The organism is Flavobacterium sp. NLM (genome assembly GCF_002210235.1).
Taxonomy (GTDB): Bacteria; Bacteroidota; Bacteroidia; order Flavobacteriales; family Flavobacteriaceae; genus Flavobacterium; species Flavobacterium panici.
Genome location: NZ_LIAC01000010.1, coordinates 1 through 21,154 on the forward strand (window position 1 = coordinate 1; position 21,154 = coordinate 21,154).

Below are 21,154 nucleotides of genomic sequence, written 5' to 3' on the forward strand. Positions count from 1 at the left end.
TATTTTAAATATTATTATTCGATGCTTTATCTAGTGGTTCTTTTCAAATCTCTCGATTCTATTACTCTTATTCTTTTGTTCCGATTTGCATCGGAACGGCTGTCAATTCAATATGTCTACGAACGTGTATTTCTTTTTAACTTCGCTTGTGTTTCAAAGCGGGTGCAAAACTAAAACTTCTTTTTGTTTCTCGCAAGAAAAATTTAAAAAAAATTTGAAACTTTTTTTTCGTCTCCTTTTTCTCAATTTTCCTTCCAGTCTCTCAATGAACTTCCGTGTTTTGCGGGGTGCAAATGTAAAAGCATTTTTCAAATCTCACAAGCTTTTTCTAATCTTTTTTTCGAAAATTTCTTTTCGTTTTGATTAGCGGCTTGTCAGTATTTCAGGGAACGTCTTTCGTTGTTGCGGGTGCAAAAGTAGAACCTTTATTTACATTTACAAGCCTTTTTTTTATATTTTTTCCATCTTTTTTATAAAGCACTGGTTATGCGTTTTTTACAAGGCAAAGTTTTTTTCGTGGTTTTATCTTTATTGGGGATTTTGGCTGTTTGGCTTCGCTCTGCCTGATTCTGCCGCGAAGGCGCTAAGGCGTGAAATCTTGTTTTTTCTGTGTTTTTTTAATCTTGCAGAAACGCAGAGGCGCAGAGTTTTCTTTTTTTTCTTCTGGAAATGTCTTTTGCTTCGGAAATTTTATTCTGCAAACTCATGCCCTAGCCCCGATAGAAGTGGAAATCCTTTTATTTTGGGGTTCAAAATAAAAGATTGAAACGGATAGCGGGATTAAGCTCCTTATTAAAAACAAATTCCAAATCTTTTAAATTACAAATTCCAAACTCAAAAGGGCTTCGACTTCGCTCAGCCGGACACCTTTTATATATTTAGGTATGGGTTAATTAGATTTTTTTTATACGTGACGTAGACGCACTGCTGTGCGTCTCTACGGAAAATTGGGATTCAATTTATTCTATACTTATATATATGTATAAAAAACAAACCCGACAGGTTTTGAAAACCTGTCGGGTTGTGGAAATGAAATCTACTCTTATATATAGTATACTTATATATGTATACTATCGTTTAGGCTGTCGATTGCTTCTTTTGTGATTTGAATGCTTTTTAGTTTTGCCTGATGATCGAAGATTGGGCTTGTTACCATTAGTTCGTCGATTCTTGCGTAGTTGATGAACTTTTTCAAATCGGCTATTAATTGTTCTTTGTTTCCTGTGAAAGTTCCGGCTGTCATTTGATTGACATGGAAACGTTCTGCTTCATTCATAATATCATCTAATGACGGAACTGGCGGCTGTAAACCTTTACGATCGTTTCTAATTAAGTTCAGAAACATTTGATACAAACTTGTAGACAATAATTCTGCTTCTTCATTAGTATCTGCTGCAATTATATTCAGACAAGCCATTGTTTTTGGTTTGTCTAAATATTCTGAAGGCTGGAAATTTTCGCGGTAAAACTCAAACGCCTGAATCATTAGTTTTGGTGCAAAGTGTCCTGCAAAGGCATAAGGCAATCCGTAAGCTGCTGCCAAAGCCGCGCTGTCCATGCTTGATCCTAAAATCCAGATTGGCACTTTTAGCCCTTCGGCTGGAAATGCACGCACTTTTCCTGTTGCATTTTCACTTGAAAAATACTCTTGGAGTTTGCTTACGTTTTGCGGAAAACGCTGTGCCTGCTCAAAAAAGTCTTTTCGAATTGCTTCGGCAGTTGGTTGATCTGTTCCCGGCGCTCTTCCTAATCCTAAATCGATTCGGTTGGGATAAAGTGTTTCCAGGGTTCCAAATTGCTCCGCAACTACTAAAGGTGAATGATTTGGAAGCATGATGCCGCCAGAACCAACTCGGATATTTTTAGTCTGACTTGCCACATAACCAATTAAAACAACTGTTGCTGTACTTGCAACGTGTGCCATATTGTGATGTTCTGCAAGCCAAAACCGCTTGTATCCTAAAGTATCTGCTAATTGCGCTATGTCTTTTGTTTTTTGAAATGTTTCTGAAGCGTTGCTATCCTGAGTGATGATAGCGAGGTCTAATAATGAGACTGAAATTGGGTTTTTCATATAAAAAAATGCTAGTCTACAAAATTAACTCATTTATACGGATGCCTTTTGTTTTCTAATGTTAATAGATTTATAATATTTCTAAAACATTCCAAAATGGAATTTTTAATAATTAATTATTGTTTTACAATAATTAATTATACATTTGCAATATCAATCTAACTTTTCGATATATGAAGACAACTCATATTGTATCCAAAATATTATTTTACTTTACCCGATTTTTGTCTGTGATTTATTTCTTTTTGGCCGGATATTCTGTTTTTACATTAATTACAGGATTGTTTTTGACATTTAAGGACAACGGAAAGTATTTTCAGGTTTGTTATCCTTTTACTTCTCATCCTTTAATGATTGGCGATTACAATATGCCTTATATTCTTTTTGATTTTTTGGCTCCACTGAGTTTGTATGGGCTTTTCTTTTTATTGAGCAGTAATGTTTTTAAAGTATTTTTTCAGCCTAAATTATTTACTGCAAACGGAATTTCTCATTTAAGGCGTTTCTATTTATCAAATTTATTAATTCCGGGTATTGTAATATTTGTGGCTTTCTTTTTTGTTCCGCTGGATAATGAAGTTTCGCTTTTTATTCTATTGCACGGAATGCTTGGTGTTTTTGCTTACTTTTTAGCGGCCATATTTAAACAAGGTTTAAACCTTCAGAACGAACAAGACTTATTTATATAACTATGCCAATAATTGTAAATATTGATGTAATGCTTGCTAAACGTAAGATGCAGAGTAAAGAGTTGGCAGAAAAACTAGATATTACGCCTGCCAATTTATCGATTCTAAAAACTGGAAAAGCAAAAGGAATTCGGTTTGATACTCTCGAAGCTATTTGTAAAATACTGGACTGCCAGCCCGGAGATATTTTAGAATACGTGGCAGAATAGCTTTCTTTTAAATCTTATTCACTCTTAATAAATCGGTTTTTGAAACCGATAGGTATTCTATTGCCTAAATTTTTCAAATCATAGTTTAATTCAATCATCTAAATCAATCAAAAAATGAACAGTTTATCAATCCAAAATCTCAGCAAAACGTATGAGAACGGCACAAAAGCGATTGACAATTTATCGCTTGAAATTACAAACGGAATGTTTGGTTTACTTGGCCCAAACGGCGCCGGAAAATCGACTTTAATGCGGACTATTGCCGCTTTGCAGGAACCCACTTCGGGAAGTATTGAATTTAACGGAATTAATATTCTGGAAAATCCAATGTTCATCAGGCAAAATCTGGGTTATCTGCCTCAGGAATTTGGTGTTTATCCTAAAATTTCTGCTTATCGCTTGCTCGATCATCTGGCGGTTTTAAAAGGAATTGTTTATAAAAAGGAACGACACGATCAAATTTTGTATTTGTTGCAGCAGACCAATTTACTCCAGCATAAAGACAAAGCGGTTCATTCTTTTTCCGGCGGTATGCGTCAGCGCTTTGGAATTGCGCAGGCGTTATTAGGAAATCCTAAGATTATCATTGTGGATGAGCCCACTGCGGGACTTGATCCCGAAGAAAGAAACCGATTTAATAATTTGCTGAGTGAAATTGGTGAAAGCATTATCGTGGTTTTATCGACTCATATTGTAGAAGACGTTCGTGATTTATGCCCCAAAATGGCGATTATCTCTAACGGAAAATTGATTTTAGAAGGAAAACCAAACGAAGCGATCGATTCTTTGAAAGATAAAATCTGGATGAAGGCGATTGATAAAACAGAACTGAAAGAACATCAATCGAACTTTAATATCATTTCGTCCAACTTAAATTCAGGGAAAATCAATATTCATGTTTTCTCGGATAAACGCCCAGATTCTGGTTTCGAATTGATATCGCCAGATTTAAGCGATGTTTATTTTAGTGTTTTAGCTCAAAATCAACTTAAAAATTAGTGTTATGCTTTCTAAATTAATTCAATTTGAATGGCATAACAATACCAGAAGCTGGACTTTTTATGCCACATTTATTATTTATTTGGTTTTAGGATTTTTTGTGAGCGCTTTTGCCAATTTCTCTTTTTCGGGAGCTTACAAAAATAGTCCGTATGTATTGACTTATGCAATTGGTTTGATTTCGTTAATGACGATATTTTCGATTACGCTTCAGGTTGCACAGAGTTTTTTAAAAGAATATGAAACGAAATTCGATTCGATAATTTTCTCCTCTCCTATTTCTAAGTTTCAATATTTGGCACCTAAATTTATTACCGCGTTTACAATCGCGGTAGTTTCTTTTGGAATGTTTATCGTCGGAATGATCATTGGACACCAAATGTCATGGCTTTCTAAAAGTGAAATTGGTCCTTTTGAAATAATAAATTATCTCTGGCCGTATTTTGTAATTGTGATTCCGAATATTTTCTTGTGCCTTTCTATATTGACGGCTTTGGCTTGGCTTACGCGAAGTAAACTTTTTATTTATGTTGGCGGTTTATTAATTTATATCTTATATATCGCGGGTTCGATTTTTTCTAATTCGCCCATATTTGCAAATGCTTCTCCATCTTCGGCGAAAGCCATGTCTTTGGCTGCAAAAATAGACCCGTTTGGTTTGGCTGCTTTTTTAGAACAAACAAGATATTGGACTTCAATTGAAAAAAATATCGAATTGGTTTCGCTTTCGGGGAACTTTTTATTCAACCGATTATTGTGGATTTTGGTTTCACTGTTTTTGCTTTTTATTTCCTATCGCTTGTTTTCTTTCCGAAAAACGAAATCCAAAAAGGTAAAAATGCTTAAAGTTATTTCAAAACAAGCAAAAGTCTTTTCTTCGGAAATTCCAAAAAACATCGAGTTCAAAACGTTCAGGCATAATTTTGCTGTTTTTAAAAGCAATATCAAGCTGGATATTTTTTTAGTTCTAAAAGGAATTCCGTTTTTAGTGATTGTTCTTTTATTTTCGGGATTATTGGCAATCGAAATTTCGGATGAAATTGACGGCGGAATCCGATTAGCCGAAAAAATTACGGATACGGCTTTAATGATTTCCACCATAATGGATCGTTTGCCGTTTATTCTAATTTTAATTCTTCTCTTTTACAGCAATGAATTATTAAACCGAAGCGAAAATTCGAGATTTGAAATGCTGGAAAATACAGCACCGTATTCTCAATTTGTAGTTTTACTATCCAAATTGACAGCACTTTTTATCATTCCGTTACTCATTATTAGCATTAGTATTTTGATTGGATGTGCCTTTCAGATTGCGAATGCCAATGCTCCAATCGAAATTGGTCTTTATCTTTCTTTGTTTTATTATCTGGGATTTCCGTTGTTGTTGATCTCGATTTTGGTAATTGCGATTCAGACTTTTTTTAAAAATAAATATATCGGACTTTCGATTGCTTCTTTTGTCTGTATTTTGTTTTGTACGGGAATTGGAGAACAATTGGGAATTTCGCATCCTTTACTGCGATTTGGAAATGCTTTTAAAAGAGAATATTTTGATCTAAATGGTTTCGGAAAATATACTTTTCCGTTTCATATTTCGATGTTGTACAATTTCGGATTGGCTTTACTGCTTCTGACTTTGACAGGAATTTTATGGAAAAGAAACGCTTCAATCCTAAAAACCATTCGAAGAAATTCATTTAATGGTATTCAAAAAGCAACTTTTGCATTGGGAATTATTCTTTTTATTGGTTTTGGAAGTTATCTTTTTTATAAAACTAATATTGAATATCCGTATTTGAGCGAAGAAGATCAGAATAATTGGAGCGAGCAATATGAAAAGCAATTTAAAAAATATACTAATCTGCTTCAGCCCACGATTGTTTCAGTAAAAAGTAAAGTTGATTTATTTCCTGAGGAAAATCGTTATGAAGTAAAGGGCACTTATGAATTGATCAATAATTCTGAAAAACCTATTGATAGTTTACTCCTATATATAGATCGAAATTCGAAACTGACTTCTGTTGAAATTCCAAATTCGAAAAACCTAAATGATGTTTCGGTATTTCATCATTATTGGTATCGATTGGAAAAACCTTTACAGCCTCAGCAGAAAATAAAAATGAATTTTTCTTTTGAGTCGTCGTGGTCACCATTTAAAGGACATACTGCTTTTAATTCTATAATAGAAAATGGTTCGTTTATGCGAATAAGCCGTTACTTTCCGCTTTTTGGTTATCAGGAATCGAATGAAATCAGCAGTAAAAAAGAACGAGCAAAAAGGCATTTGAAACCGCAGACACCTCTTAAAAAACTGGAAGACAAATCGGAAATTAGATATGATTTTGTTGATTATGATGCAGTGGTCTCAACTTCTAAAAATCAAACCGCGATTGGGGTTGGGGATTTAATTGAGAATTGGAAAAAAGACAACCGCAATTATTTTCATTATAAATCTAACGGTAAGATTCCGTTTCGATTTGCTTTTTCTTCTGCCGAATATGAAATTCAAAAAACGAATTATAAAGGTATTTCGATTGAAGTTTTTTATGATAAAAGACATTCGAGAAACATTAAAAAACTAATTCAGGATGTAAAAAATACTTTAGATTATTGCCAAAGTAATTTTGGCAAATATCCGTATAAAACAATTCGCTATGCCGAAGTTGCTGCTTTCGCCGATGGATTTGCTGCGACTTCTTATCCGTCGACGGTTTTTATGAAAGAGAATTTTGGGTTTTACAGCAACCTTAACAATAAGGATAAGGAAGACGTAATTAATCAATTAACGGCACATGAATTATCGCACGAATGGTGGGGAAATTCACAAATAAGTCCGGAACAAAAAGAAGGAAGCTGGATTTTGACTGAAACTCTGGCGCAATACACTGAACTGATGCTTTATGAAAAAGAGCATGGTTTGGAAAAAGCACTAGAAACTTTAAAAATTCATCTGGATTTATATCTGAGCAGCCGAAGTTATGATCCTCAAACTCCTTTGTATAAAACGAATTACGATACACCGCATTTACCTTATGATAAAGGAATGCTGGTGATGCATCAGCTTCGGGTTTTAATTGGTGAAGAAAAAGTAAATCTAGCTTTGAAAAATTTCCTGAATCGTTATAAATACCCAAATCCGTTTCCTGATTCTGAAAGTTTATTAAAAGAGATTTATGCTGTTACGGATAAAAAACTGCATTCTAAATTAGATGAAATGTTTAAGCAGATTATCACTTATTCTTCAAAAATAGAATCGGTTTCAAGTATTAAACAAAATGGTTTTTATGAGGTTTCTTTTAAAGCGGTTTCTGAAAAATTTAGAGAAAATGCCACCGGAGAACGAAAATTAATTGCAAACGACGCCACAATAGATATTGGAATTTATGATGAAAATGGAAAATTATTTAGTTATCCTTTTGCCATAAAAAACAATAAAATTGATGGAAAAATTCAGCTCAAAACGAAACCTCAACGTATTGTTATTGATCCGTATTTAATGAATATTGATACTTTTATAAAGGATAACGAAAAGGAAATTGATTAGTTTTTTTGCCACGACCCGAGCGATAGCGAACAGGCGAAGCAATTCCACGAATTTTCACTAATTATTTTTTGCCACAGATTAAAAGGATTAAAATGATTTTTTGCTTACGCTAAAGTTTATCCTCAAAGTAAATAATCCAAATAATCTTTTTAATCTGTGGCAAAAAACTTTTACTTCAGCTGAATTAAAATCTGCTTGTGAGTTGTTTTTCCATCGTCTTTAATTTTTAAATCTTTGTTTGATTTGATTTCAAATTTTGAAGATGCATCAACTGCTAAAGAAATATCTTTATTTCTAAAAGTTTCTGGAATTTCAGGCAGTTCAATTTTAACTTCTATTTCTTTATTTTTTTGTTTGTAATCGACTTTGATTCTGTCTCTTAACCAAATGTATTCGTAAACTTCCTGCCACGGCGCCATCCAGATGGAATCGTTTCCTTTTTCTCCGTATTTGTTGGCAAGCGTTGTCATATAGTATTTAAAATCAGGAAAACGCATGCTTAGATTCCACAAATTTGTATTTCCTGTTCCGTGGGTAAATTCGTTAAACCAAATTGTATTGGGTTGTTTTACAATTGAATCTATAGCTTTTAAATAATGATCCATCGTTTTAAAACTAGTCGTGTCTTTTGAACTCTGCACAAAAGTTCTGGCCGTAATCATTTTATCTAGATTTACTTTTGAATCGACATTAAAAACTGGTCCAACACCATAATAAGATGCTACAGAAAAATGTCCGTTATTAAGTGCCTCTTTTTCATATTCCAAATAATATTTCTCATCACCTTCTCCGCCCGGAACCACAAAATGAGACATAGTAAAATCAAGATTCGGCTTTATTGAAGTGGTGTTTTCGGTTACTTCTGTCAAATAATTTGTGCCGTGTTTTGTTGCGTGGTGAAAACCGTGATTCAAAATGTCCCAACCAGCATTGTACATTTCTTTAATTTCCGACCACGAAAGATGTCCGCGATTTGCCGGTAAATCACGAATTGCACCGCCATTTACTGCCAAAGCCAATTTAAACGGAATTTTATTCCCGAATCCGTCTGAATAAAAAAGACCTTTTGAAATTGTTCCGTCTCCGCCCTGATCGATTTTCCATTCGTTTTTATCCGGACTGCTAATTTTTCCTCCATTCAATAATGGAAAAGCCGTTAAATAAGCAGATCTATAGCCATCGTCAAGCGTAAAACTGTAAGCAAAATGTTTATTGAATTTTAAAGGAGCTGGTTTTATTGTGACTTTAACATCTGATTTTAATTTGATTTTAAAGGAAATGGTTTTAGCTTTTGAAGAATCTATTTTGGTATTAAAATCATTTGCAAAACAAAAAGAAATCGAATTAATTAGGAGAACGAAAGTGAATAAAAAGGATTTTATTCGGGAATGTGGTATTTTCATTTTAAAGTTAGAATTAGAGATTCTAAAGATACATATACTTTAAAATAAATTGATAATTGTTGAGTGTAATAATTGAACGCGGATAAAACGGATTCACTTCGTGAAGACGCGGATTAACGCTGATCTTAAAAAAAAATCCGTTTTTATCCGCGTTTTCACGAAGTGAATCCGTAAAATCAGCTTCTAAATTTTATCGAACTAAAAGTTGATATTTCAACACATTAAACATATTTAACGAAATATAATAGTTCTCCCTAATTCAATATCACAGGAAATCCTTTATAATCAATACTTCACAAAAGGGCATGTAGATTGTATTTTAAAATACAACTAAAAAATCCTGCTATGTATCTATCTAATACAAAAACAATTGTGTTTATTTCGGGAGCTTTTGTGAGCCATTTTTATTGGGAAGAATGGATCGTTTTTTTTGAAAATAAAGGATATAAAGTTGTAGCTCCGCCCTGGCTTCATAAAAATGATTCGGCTGAAAATTTAAGGAAACAAAATCCGTGTGTAAAAATTGGATCGATCCGTTTATTTGATCTTTTGTGCTATTATACCGAAGTTATTGAAAAACTTCCTGAGAAACCTATTTTAGTGGGACATTCTTACGGCGGACTTTTAGTACAGTTGCTGGTTCAGAAAAATTTAGCGGAAGCTGGAATTTGTATCAATTCCTTTCCGCCCAAAGGCTTTACATCTTTAAAATTCTCCTTTTATAAAATCATTTTGGATTTTTCGTGCGACATTTTTTCTTCTAAAAAAACTTTCATCTTATCATTCGAAAATTGGAAAAATATATTCTTCAATATTGCATCAATTCAAGAACAAAAAGCAGAATATGACAAATTCATTATTCCTGAATCTAAAAAAGCTTTGTGGAATTTATTTTCAAAAAATGCTAAAATCAATTTCAGAAAAAAACATGTTCCGCTCTTTTTTATTTCTTGTTCTGAAGACCAAATTATTCCACCAAAATTGGTTCATTGGAATTTTAGAAAACATAGAAATCTACATTCAATAACTTGTTATAAAGACTTCAAAAACAAAAATCATTTTGTCATACTTCATCCCGAATGGCAGGAAGTTGCAGAAAGTGTTACAAGATGGATTGAAAAGGTTACTTAAGTTTATTTTTTCTTTGAATCTCGCAAAGTCGCCAAGTCGCTAAGTTTTTCTTTTAAAGATTAAATTTTGCGACTTGGCGACTTTGCGAGCAATTTTCGGTGCTAAAAAAGATTAACTTATTTCTCGTTTAATTTCTAATTTCTTAATTTTTGAATTTAAGGTTGAAGGATGAATGTCTAAAATTTCGGCAGCACCGCCAGCACCAGAAATCTTTCCGTTACATTTTTTAAGGATATATAAAATGTAATCCCGCTCATTTTCTAAAATGGTTTTAATCGAAAAGGAATCGGTATTTTGCTGTGCGTGCATTTTTGATGAAGGTGAAAATTCAATTGCTTTAATTGTATTTCCTTCTGTGAGCAATAATGTACGCTGGATGAGATGCTCGAGTTCTCTAATATTTCCCGGCCAATCGTAATTTGTTATTTGCTGTAAGGCATTATCAGAAAGCATTGGCACTTTTCGATTCATTCTTTCGCTGTATATTTTTATAAAATGATCTGCTAATTCGGGAATATCTTCTTTTCGTTTTTTTAATGACGGAACTAGAATTGGGAAAACATGAAGTCGATAATACAAATCCATTCTAAAACGTCCGGCAGCGACTTCTTCTTCAAGGTTTTTATTCGTTGCTGCAATTATGCGAACATCGATTTTTATAGGCATAAGTCCGCCAACACGTTCTATTTCACGTTCTTGTAAAACACGCAGTAATTTTACCTGAAGTTCTAGCGGCATCTCTCCTATTTCATCCAGAAAAATTGTTCCGCCGTTTGCCAATTCAAATTTTCCTATTCGTTTTTCTAAAGCTCCTGTAAAAGCTCCTTTTTCATGTCCGAAAAGTAACGATTCTGCAAGGTTTTCAGGAATCGCACCGCAATTTATAATAATTAATGGTTTGTCTTTTCTTGGCGATAAATCGTGAATGCTTTTGGCAATTTTTTCTTTTCCGGTACCGCTTTCTCCTAAGATTAAAACCGAAGTATCAGATGGTGCTACTTTTTTGATATAATTAAAAACCGTTATCATTTGTGAGCTGTTGCCAATTATTCCTTCAAACCCTGATTTTGTGTTTTCAATTTTTTCTTTTTTCTGCGGAATTTCTTTTGTTTCAACAATTATTTTTTCAGAAGAATAAAAACGGGAAATAAATTGTGAAAATGTATTTTCAAGATTGGATAATAATTTCAGATTTTCATCTGAATATACATTAAAATTACGGCTGTAAAATGTAAAACAAAAACGCTGCGAAACTGCAATTGAAAGCGGAAAAACCAAATATGATTTGATTCCGAAATTATGCGAAATAATTCCTTTTATCGGCGCGGCCTGAAAATTATTAATCAGTGATTCTTCACTGTAAATAATTGGTTTTATGTCTATTTGAGATTTTACGTAGGTTTCGTTTAACTCTTTTATGGATATATCGGCAATTTGAGAAAACTTTTGTACGCTTATGATTTGGTACTGATCGATATTTTTTCGGATGATTCCGAGGTTCGAATATTGTTCTGCATTTACAAATCCAGCTTCTAAATAATCAAAGCAAATAAAAGTCTGAATGATTTTAGCAAAAGCCAATAAAGCTTCTTCGAGTTTTAGGTTTGAATTGATTAATTCTGTAATCTCATTTTTCAATTCCAGTTGCTGCATTAACTGCGATTCGAGACTGTATTTTTGTCTGTAAAACGCGATTTCGAGCGTTGTTAGAATATCTTGTTCTCTAAAAGGTTTTACAATAAATCCGTATGGCTGTGTAGTTTTGGCCTGATCCAGGATTCTCTTGCTTGAATTTGCCGAAATAAAGATAAAACCGATATTTTTTTCCTTTAAAATATGTGCCAGATAAATTCCGTTTTTATCTCCTTTGAGCATAATATCCAAAAATACCAAATCTGGTTTCTGGGTCTGAATTACATCCAAAGCCTGATCGACAGAACGCACAATTCCTATAACATTATAATTTGCTTTTTCCAAAATTAACTGCAAATCATGTGCTTCAATAAATTGATCTTCAACAATTAGTATTTCTTTTTTAAAGTCGGTTTCGTCAGATTGGGTGCTTTTATCAGACAAGGTTCCCATAAATGTAGTATTATTTATATTATAATTTTATAATTCACTGGCATAAAATTAGTTAAATATCACCAGTAATTTCAGTGTTTTGGAAAAATTAAATTAAATAAATCACATTTAATGTGAATTTTCTTGATATTTTTCAAAAAAATCACACTCCTTTATTTCTATATTTGTTTACTAAAACCAATCCAAAAAACTAATTTTTAACAAATTATGAAACGACCGCTTACTTTCTATTTGATTTTCTTAATTACCAATTCATTATTTGCACAAATAGCCCCTGCCGTTGCTAAATATGATCTTGCTAAAAAGAGATTATTAATACAAAGCTGTTCTACCTATTTATTTAATGCCAATCAAGGTGCAATAGACGTTGATAGTGCTGTAGTTGTTGCTTGCAAAGCTTACAAATTGCCTGTTTCATTAAGTTATACTGAAGGTTTTAGTGATGATACAAAATTAATTGGAAGTGAGTTCATAGATAAAGGAAACATCACTTCTGTACTAAAGCTTTTGGCTAAATCAAAGGGTGAAGACCAAATTAAATTATTACTCCAATTAGGGAGTTTTTATCTTTTTAAACCGGGAACAAAACCGCAGGATTTAAAAAACGCAAAACTTTATATTGACAAAGCAGTTTTGGCAAGTAATCAAAGTAAAATAAAAAGATTACAGCATCAAAGTTTATTGTTATTAGGTAAATATTATTATCAGGCTAATAATCAGCCGGAAGGCAAAAAAATATTTTTGCAGGTTATAGACGAATGCCGAAAACGAAATGATAAACTGGCTCTTGCCGAAGCGCTGGATGCTTACGGAACACTTTTATTCAATTTAGATCCTGAAAAAGAAAAAATACTGCAAGAAGTTGTTTCTCTTTATGCTTCTTTAGGTTTAGAAGAAAAGAGAATCGAGAATTATACAAAAATCACGACAATCTATTTTTGGACAAATAAAGTAAATGATGCTAAAAAAAGATTGTACCAAAATTTAGTTGATCTACGAAAAATTGGTTTTACACATCAGCAATTTGCAGAAACTACAATTGTTTATATTGAACTGGCAATGCACAATATACCAAACGCATTATATTATGCCCTAAAAAGTGTAAAACGAATGGAAGCTGAAAAGGATTATACTTTTGGTGACATTTTTTATATGCGCTTAGGAGATGTATATAATCATTATGGTCATCATGAAGAAGCTTTGGAATTGTACAAAAAAAGTATCGAAATAGGCCAGCACACTATTGATACCGGCACTTGGTATAAAAGTTTTTACAGCGCTGTAGCTGCCTTATCTTTAAAAGGAAAAACTAAGGAAGCGATTGTTTATATCAATTCAATGACAGAAAAGCATCCTCCTAAAAGTACTTTTGATAAAATGTCTGTTGCGTATGTTAAAGCCAATTCTTATGACGAAATAAAGGATTTTGTTAAAGCTGAAAAATACTTTAAAGAAACTGCGTATTATGCACAGCAGTTAAATGGCCCGGAAACTTTTAGAGAAGTTGTTCACGAATATATTATAATAGCTCTTTTTTATATCAAAATTAATAAGCCAAAAGAAGCTAAATTTTATTCTGATAAAGCTGCCGCGCTTTTAAAGACCAATGACAAATATAATTCGCATGCACTTCAGCTTTTATTGTATAAAACAGACTCGATCAATGGTAATTTTAAAGGTGCTCTGGAACGTTTTAAAGATTACAAAAAAATAATGGATTCAACTCATGGAGTGGATAAAAACAAACAAATTGACGAACTTAAAATTCAATATGAAACGGCTAATAAGGAACAAAAAATTAAACTTTTAAATAATCAGGATAAATTGCAAAAAAGTGAATTGCAAAAATCAAAACTTTTAAATAGTGTCTCTATATGGAGTTTAATATTGTTATTGCTTGTAATTGCATTATTATTTAACCGATACCGATTAAAACAACGAAATCATGCTAAACTTGAAATCAAAGAGAAAGAAATCAACCAGAAAAATATTAATCTTAAACATTTACTGGATGAGAAAGAATGGCTGTTGAAAGAAATTCATCATCGTGTAAAAAATAATCTGCAAACCGTCATAAGTCTTTTAAATTCGCAATCAGCTTATTTAGAAAATGATATGGCATTGTCGGCGATAAAAAACAGCCAGCACAGGATTCATTCGATGTCTTTGATTCATCAGAAATTATATAATTCTGAAAATATTTCGACAATCAATATGCCAAATTATATTAAGGAATTGGTCGAATATTTACGGGAATCTTTTTCGCTTGGACAAAGAATTCGTTTTGAAGTAAAAATTGATCCATTGGAATTAGATGTGGCACACGCTGTTCCGCTTGGATTGATTTTGAATGAAGCGATTACGAATTCCATCAAATATGCTTTTCCCGAAGATCAAACCGGAATGATTTACATTACGCTCGAAACTATAGCCGAAAATCAATATTTGCTGACTATTTCTGATAACGGAATTGGTTTTGATTTGAACCTCAACAATACAAAAGCGAACTCATTTGGAATGAGCCTGATAAAAGGTTTAACGGATGATCTTGACGGAAAATTGACAATGGAAAATAATAACGGAACCATTTTGAAAATTGAATTTTCACAAGAATTTCCTCTGAATCAAAAAAGGAAAATGATTTAAAACCTACATTTGTACATCAAAATACCTACTTGGTTTTAGCTATCTGCAAATGACACACAAAATTTTAATTATAGACGACGAAGAAAAACTGAGAAGTCTGCTGGCGCGTATTATAAAATCGGAAGGATTCGAAGTTTTTGAAGCCAAAGATTTAAAGTCAGGTTTTAAGAAACTCGAACAAACGGATATTGATGTTGTTTTATGTGATGTAAAACTCCCTGACGGAAATGGTGTTGATTTTCTTCAAAATATAAAAGGAAGTTTTCCTCTCATAGAAGTTATTCTTTTAACTGCTTTTGGAAATATTCCGGATGGCGTTCAGGCAATGAAAAATGGTGCTTTCGATTATATTGTAAAAGGCGATGATAATGATAAAATTATTCCGCTTCTTTATAAAGCAGTTGAAAAAGTGCATTTACAGAAAAAAGTGCAACAGCTTGAAAAACGTATTAATGATAAATATTCATTTAGTACTATTGTCGGAAAATCTAAAGGAATTGAACAGGTTATTGATCTTGCACAAAAAGTAGCCAAAACCGATTCGACTGTTTTACTTACTGGCGAAACCGGAACCGGAAAGGAAGTTTTTGCACAGGCCATTCATGAAAACAGTAATCGCGTCGGTAAATCTTTTGTGGCTTTAAACTGCAGCACTTTCACCAAAGAAATTTTAGAAAGTGAACTTTTTGGTCATAAACAAGGCGCTTTTACGGGAGCTTTAAAAGATAAAAAAGGTTTTATTGAAGAAGCCAATGGCGGTACTTTATTTCTAGATGAAATTGGTGAAATGCCAATTGATCTTCAAGCCAAATTGTTGCGTGTTTTAGAAACTTCCGAATATATTCCCGTTGGTGACACAACTCCAAAAAAATCAAATTTCAGATTAATTGCTGCTACAAATCGTGATTTAAAAACAGAAAGTGATGAACACCGTTTTCGTTCTGATTTGTATTTCCGTTTAAATATCTTCGAAATAAAATTACCTTCTTTACGAGAAAGAATAAAAGATATTGCGGTATTGACGAATCATTTTGTCAAACAATTTTCTGAAAAAACGAATAAAAAAACTTTACATATCTCTGATGATTTTCTGCAGAAATTAGAAAATTATTCCTGGCCGGGAAATATCCGTGAACTTAAAAATATTATCGAAAGATCGGTTATTTTGAGTAATGGCGATACTTTAACGTCGGATGTTTTACCTTATGAAATGCAGCATCAAGCGGAGAAAAGCACAAAATCAATGTCGGCTTTTTCTATGCAGAGTGTTGAGAAACTTCATATTCAAAAGGTTTTAAATTATACGAAAGGGAATAAAGCTGAAACGGCACGATTATTAGAAATTGGAATTGCGACTTTGTATAGAAAGCTGGAAGAATATAATATACAGCCGTGATCCTGCAAGGTTTTCAAAACCTTGTAGGTTTAGATTTTAAATAATTCGAATTTTACACTTAAATATAATACCTACAAGATTTTGAAAACCTTGCAGGAATCGGTAATAATCAAAACAACCTTATCATTTCAATAAAAGCTTATCAAAATGATAGGCTTTTTTTATGCCTAATTTTTGGCATATAACTACATTCCTTTTATTGACAGCACTTTAGCTGTAACTCAACTTTTTCGGAACATATTTTGGCATAAGGAGGAAGAACATTAAAAATTCATTCCAAATGAAAAATCAAGTAACCTCAATCTACAAACAAGCTGAACGATTTGCCGAAATCACTAAAAAATCTATTATTTCTGGCAATATCGTAAGAGCAAAGAAATGTCTGGCTCTTGCCGAACGTTTGTTTATAACCGGAAGCATCGAAACTAAAAATGCCATTTCTAATGTGTATGTTTTTTCGGTTTCTTCTTTTATGGAAGTACGTCACTGCAATATTTCACATCTTTTTCCACAAACACTTAAAACGGAATATATCAAGCAAATTAATGCTTCGGGTGTTTAATCGGTTAACTGTTTAATCGCTCCAAAACAATCTAAAATCTGAACTCTAAAATCTAAAATAAATCTTATGATCACTTTTCTTTTACTCGGGCTGGCCGTCGTGCTTTTCTCCATTTGTTTTCTCTCTGTTGAATTCTTTGAAAAAATCTAATCATGACCGCATTATTTATAATCTCAATCGCCGTTTTCGTGTATTTGGTTTATGTATTAATCAAACCCGAAAAATTTTAAAAAATGAATTTTTAGAATTTAAGATTGTCTCAAAGAAATCTAAAATCTAAAATCAACAATCTAATATTAAATATATGAACACAGAATTATTAGGCGTCATTGGTATTTTTATCTTAACTATTTTTTTAGCGATTCCTTTAGGAAAATATATTGCTAAAGTCTATTTAGGAGATAAAACACTTTTTGACCCGATTTTCAATCCAATTGAAAAGTTTATCTTTAAAATCAGCGGTATCAATTCCACTGAAGAAATGAACTGGAAACAACACTTAAAAGCACTTTTAAGTATTAATATGGTTTGGTTCTTTCTTTGCTTTTTTGTCTTATTATTTCAGGGTTCTTTACCTCTTAACCCGGATAATAACCCTTCTATGACGCCGGATTTGGCATTTAATACTGCTATTTCATTCTTAGTCAATTGTAACTTACAGCATTATTCAGGCGAAAGCGGGGTTTCTTACCTTTCACAAATCGTCTTGATGTTCCTTCAATTTGTTTCTGCTGGTATCGGAATGGCTGCTGCTGCAATGATTTTTACAGCAATGAAAGAAAGAACGACAGAACAATTAGGTAATTTTTATAATTATTTCATCAAAAGCTGTACTCGTATTTTATTACCGCTTTCAGCAATTGTGGCTATTGCATTAGTATTTAGCGGTACGCCAATGACTTTTGAAGGAAAAGATGCTATTACAACACTACAGGGCGATCATGTAGAAGTTTCTCGCGGACCTGCTGCAGCTTTTATTGCGATTAAACATATTGGTACAAATGGTGGTGGATTTTTTGGAGCCAATTCAGCTCATCCATTAGAAAACCCAACTTATTTTACTAACGGAGTGGAACTTTGGGCGCAAATGATTATTCCGTTTGCGATGATTTTTGCTCTTGGATTTTTCCTAAACAAAAGAAAATTATCAAACATCATATTTGGTGTAATGACGGTTGGATTTTTACTTCTGGTTGTTCCAACAGTTATGAGTGAAATCAACGGAAATCCTGCTATCGAAAAAATGGGCATTGCGCAGGCAACCGGAGCGATGGAAGGAAAAGAAGTTCGGTTTGGACCAGCAATGTCAGGTTTCTGGAGTATTGCTACAACGGTAATTTCTACAGGTTCTGTAAACAGTATGCACGATAGTTCAATGCCAATGTCTGGTACTATGCAGTTATTATCGATGATGGTAAATGCCTTTTACGGCGGATGCGGTGTTGGTATTCTAAACTACTATATTTTCATTATTCTGGCTGTATTTATCTCCGGTTTAATGGTAGGCCGAACCCCTGAATTTTTAGGCAAGAAAATCGAAGCACGGGAAGTTAAAATTGCGGCTTTTATCGCCATTCTTCACCCATTATTAATATTAGCCGGAACTGCTTTAGCATCTTATTTTGCCGCGCATGACACTGCAATGGGTTATTGGTTTAACGGAAACGCAACAGGCTGGTTAAATAATCCTGGTAATCACGGATTCTCTGAAATGTTATACGAATATACTTCAAGTGCTGCTAACAACGGTTCTGGTTTTGAAGGATTGGGAGATAATAATCCGTTCTGGAACATCACTACAGGAATTGTATTACTGTTAAGCCGTTTTATTCCAATCATTGGTCCATTGGCAATTGCTGGTTTATTGGCAGGTAAAAAATACATTCCGGAAAGTGCAGGAACTTTAAAAACGGATACATCCATTTTCGGAATCATGACTTTTGCCGTAATCGCAATTATCGCTGCTTTATCATTCTTCCCAGCACTGGCGCTTGGTCCTTTGGCGGAATTCTTTACAATGAAATAAAATACTGGACATTTTAAATACATAAAAATAAACGCAAAATATTTCAAACATAGCCCGTGGTTTTAACCACGGGAAACGAATTGCGGGAACATAGATTGTAATATACGTTGCGTTCCAGCGGTTGAAACCGCTGGCTATGTTTTCTAATCTATGCGTTTTTCCAACGCAACATTTAACAAATAACATTTAACTTTTTACAAGAAAATGACAACTAATAAATCCACATCATTGTTTGAAAGTAAACAGGTAAAAGAAGCCTTAGCGCAGTCTTTTGTGAAGCTTAATCCAAAGTTGATGATCAAAAATCCGGTAATGTTTACCGTAGAAATTGGAACTGCAATTATGTTTGCTGTCTGCATTTCAATATTAATGGGTGCAAATGACCAAGGTAGTTTTACTTATAACCTAATTGTGTTTTTAATTTTACTGGCAACGCTTTTATTTGCCAATTTCGCCGAAGCCATTGCCGAAGCAAGAGGAAAAGCACAAGCCGACAGTTTGCGAAAAACACGTGAAGAAACTCCGGCAAGACAAATTTTACCTAATGGAGAAATTAAAAACATCAGTTCTTCGGCATTGAAAAAAGATGATATTTTCCTTTGCGAAGCTGGCGATTTAATTGCTGCCGATGGTGAAATTATCGAAGGACTGGCAACAATCGACGAAAGTGCCATTACCGGAGAAAGTGCGCCTGTAATCAGAGAAGCTGGCGGAGACAAATCTTCGGTTACCGGAGGAACAAAAGTATTATCTGATAAAATTAAAGTAAAAGTTACTTCTGAACCTGGCGAAAGCTTTTTAGATAAAATGATTGCTTTAGTTGAAGGAGCAAGCCGTCAGAAAACACCAAACGAAATTGCCTTAACCATTTTATTAGCCGCATTTACTTTAATCTTCGTGATTGTGTGCGTTACGCTAAAACCGTTTGCCGACTATGCCAACGCACCCATCACGATCGCGGCTTTCATTGCTTTGTTTGTTTGCTTAATTCCAACTACAATTGGAGGTCTGCTTTCTGCAATTGGTATTGCGGGAATGGACAGAGCTTTACGAGCTAACGTAATTACAAAATCTGGTAAAGCGGTTGAAACTGCTGGGGATATTGATGTTTTACTTTTGGATAAAACAGGAACCATCACCATTGGAAACAGAAAAGCAACTAATTTTTATCCAACAAAAGGAATTTCTTTTGATGACTTTGTAAAATCAGCTGTTTTGAGTTCGCTTGCAGATGATACTCCAGAAGGGAAAAGTATTCTCGAATTAAGTGAAATGTTAGATGTAAAAAGTGAAACGAAAGCGAGCTTTTTAAAAACTACTTCTGATATTTCACATACCATCAAATTTACTGCCGAAACCAGAACTTCTGGAGTAGTATTAAAAGACGGAACTAACATTAGAAAAGGAGCACAAGATGCTGCTAAAAATATTGCACAGCAAGCCGGAAATGCTTTCCCTGAAGATACTGCGCAACAAGTTATTACCATTTCGTCTAACGGAGGAACTCCGCTGGTTGTTATTAAAGACAATGTAGTTCAGGGTGTTATCGAACTTCAGGACATTATCAAAACCGGAATGAAAGAACGTTTTGAGCGTTTACGAAGAATGGGAATCAAAACGGTTATGGTTACAGGTGATAATCCGCTTACGGCTAAATTTATTGCCGAAGCAGCTGGTGTTGATGATTTTATTGCCGAAGCGAAGCCTGAGGATAAAATGAATTACATCAGAAAAGAACAGGCCGAAGGAAGATTGGTTGCCATGATGGGTGACGGAACAAATGATGCTCCTGCCCTTGCTCAGGCGAATGTTGGTGTTGCGATGAACAGCGGAACTCAAGCTGCAAAAGAAGCCGGAAACATGGTCGATCTTGACAATGACCCAACGAAACTAATCGAGATTGTTGAAATTGGGAAACAGCTTTTAATGACTCGAGGTACTTTAACTACTTTTTCTATTGCAAATGACGTTGCGAAATATTTTGCTATTGTTCCTGCTCTTTTTATTACTGCGATTCCTGCGCTGCAAGGTTTGAATATTATGCATTTGCATAGTCCTGAAAGTGCTATTTTATCGGCTGTAATTTTCAATGCGATTATCATTCCGATATTGATTCCGCTTGCACTGAAAGGTGTTGATTATCGACCAATTGGAGCTAGTGCCATCCTTAAAAGAAATCTTTTGATTTATGGTTTGGGTGGTTTAATTGTTCCTTTTATCGGAATTAAAGTTATTGATCTAGTTGTCGCACTTTTTATGTAAAAATTAAACCTGACAGGTTTTAAAAACCTGTCAGGTTCACAAAAACTCAATTAAAAACATAGACTTTAAACTATAAGCTTTTAAGAAAAAACTTAGAACCTTAGCATCTTAGAGTCTTAGAATCTCAA

14 protein-coding genes are annotated in these 21,154 nt (G+C 33.6%); 11 read left to right on the forward strand and 3 right to left on the reverse strand.

The window, feature by feature from the left end; genetic code table 11:
• Positions 1-1,057 precede the first annotated feature (1,057 nt).
• Complete coding sequence (locus APR43_RS13300; protein ID WP_053472262.1) at positions 1,058-2,074, reverse strand: LLM class flavin-dependent oxidoreductase; 1,017 nt, start codon at positions 2,072-2,074, stop codon at positions 1,058-1,060.
• Positions 2,075-2,247: 173 nt separating this feature from the next.
• Here APR43_RS13300 and APR43_RS13305 point away from each other — a divergent pair, with 173 nt between their 5' ends.
• The 4 genes from APR43_RS13305 to APR43_RS13320 all read left to right on the forward strand — a co-directional run bounded on the left by APR43_RS13305 (position 2,248) and on the right by APR43_RS13320 (position 7,515).
• Complete coding sequence (locus tag APR43_RS13305) at positions 2,248-2,763, forward strand: DUF2975 domain-containing protein (protein WP_053472263.1); 516 nt, start codon at positions 2,248-2,250, stop codon at positions 2,761-2,763.
• A gap of 2 nt (positions 2,764-2,765) precedes the next feature.
• Positions 2,766-2,972: a helix-turn-helix domain-containing protein gene (locus APR43_RS13310; protein WP_053472264.1), complete on the forward strand. Its 207-nt coding sequence runs from the start codon at positions 2,766-2,768 to the stop codon at positions 2,970-2,972.
• A gap of 114 nt (positions 2,973-3,086) precedes the next feature.
• Positions 3,087-3,971, forward strand: coding sequence for an ABC transporter ATP-binding protein (locus APR43_RS13315; RefSeq protein ID WP_053472265.1), 885 nt, complete (start codon positions 3,087-3,089; stop codon positions 3,969-3,971).
• A 4-nt stretch (positions 3,972-3,975) separates the two neighbouring features.
• Positions 3,976-7,515, forward strand: coding sequence for an ABC transporter permease/M1 family aminopeptidase (locus APR43_RS13320; protein WP_053472266.1), 3,540 nt, complete (start codon positions 3,976-3,978; stop codon positions 7,513-7,515).
• Positions 7,516-7,685: 170 nt separating this feature from the next.
• Here APR43_RS13320 and APR43_RS13325 read toward each other — a convergent pair whose 3' ends face one another.
• Positions 7,686-8,918: a polysaccharide deacetylase family protein gene (locus APR43_RS13325; RefSeq protein WP_053472267.1), complete on the reverse strand. Its 1,233-nt coding sequence runs from the start codon at positions 8,916-8,918 to the stop codon at positions 7,686-7,688.
• 345 nt (positions 8,919-9,263) lie between these two features.
• Between APR43_RS13325 and APR43_RS13330 the strand changes: the two genes are divergently transcribed.
• The gene (locus APR43_RS13330) at positions 9,264-10,049 is read left to right on the forward strand and encodes an alpha/beta fold hydrolase (protein ID WP_240514954.1); all 786 of its coding nucleotides are present in this window, start codon (positions 9,264-9,266) and stop codon (positions 10,047-10,049) included.
• 111 nt (positions 10,050-10,160) lie between these two features.
• Here APR43_RS13330 and APR43_RS13335 read toward each other — a convergent pair whose 3' ends face one another.
• Positions 10,161-12,134 carry a sigma 54-interacting response regulator gene (locus APR43_RS13335; RefSeq protein WP_053472268.1) on the reverse strand — a complete coding sequence of 658 codons (1,974 nt, stop codon included), beginning with the start codon at positions 12,132-12,134 and terminating at the stop codon, positions 10,161-10,163.
• Positions 12,135-12,341: 207 nt separating this feature from the next.
• On the opposite strand from APR43_RS13335, the gene APR43_RS13340 reads away from it, so the two are divergent.
• From APR43_RS13340 to kdpB, 6 genes are all read left to right on the forward strand, one after another.
• A complete protein-coding gene (locus APR43_RS13340) occupies positions 12,342-14,780 on the forward strand; it encodes a sensor histidine kinase (RefSeq protein ID WP_053472269.1) in 2,439 nt (812 codons plus the stop codon).
• 49 nt (positions 14,781-14,829) lie between these two features.
• Positions 14,830-16,176: a sigma-54-dependent transcriptional regulator gene (locus tag APR43_RS13345; RefSeq protein ID WP_053472270.1), complete on the forward strand. Its 1,347-nt coding sequence runs from the start codon at positions 14,830-14,832 to the stop codon at positions 16,174-16,176.
• A 280-nt stretch (positions 16,177-16,456) separates the two neighbouring features.
• On the forward strand, positions 16,457-16,738 hold the full coding sequence (locus APR43_RS13350) for a hypothetical protein (RefSeq protein WP_053472271.1): 282 nt from the start codon (positions 16,457-16,459) through the stop codon (positions 16,736-16,738).
• A gap of 152 nt (positions 16,739-16,890) precedes the next feature.
• On the forward strand, positions 16,891-16,968 hold the full coding sequence (gene kdpF / locus APR43_RS13355) for a K(+)-transporting ATPase subunit F (RefSeq protein ID WP_081909388.1): 78 nt from the start codon (positions 16,891-16,893) through the stop codon (positions 16,966-16,968).
• A 74-nt stretch (positions 16,969-17,042) separates the two neighbouring features.
• On the forward strand, positions 17,043-18,764 hold the full coding sequence (gene kdpA, locus APR43_RS13360) for a potassium-transporting ATPase subunit KdpA (protein ID WP_053472272.1): 1,722 nt from the start codon (positions 17,043-17,045) through the stop codon (positions 18,762-18,764).
• A 204-nt stretch (positions 18,765-18,968) separates the two neighbouring features.
• Positions 18,969-21,026 carry a potassium-transporting ATPase subunit KdpB gene (gene kdpB / locus APR43_RS13365; RefSeq protein WP_053472273.1) on the forward strand — a complete coding sequence of 686 codons (2,058 nt, stop codon included), beginning with the start codon at positions 18,969-18,971 and terminating at the stop codon, positions 21,024-21,026.
• Positions 21,027-21,154: the final 128 nt, after the last annotated feature.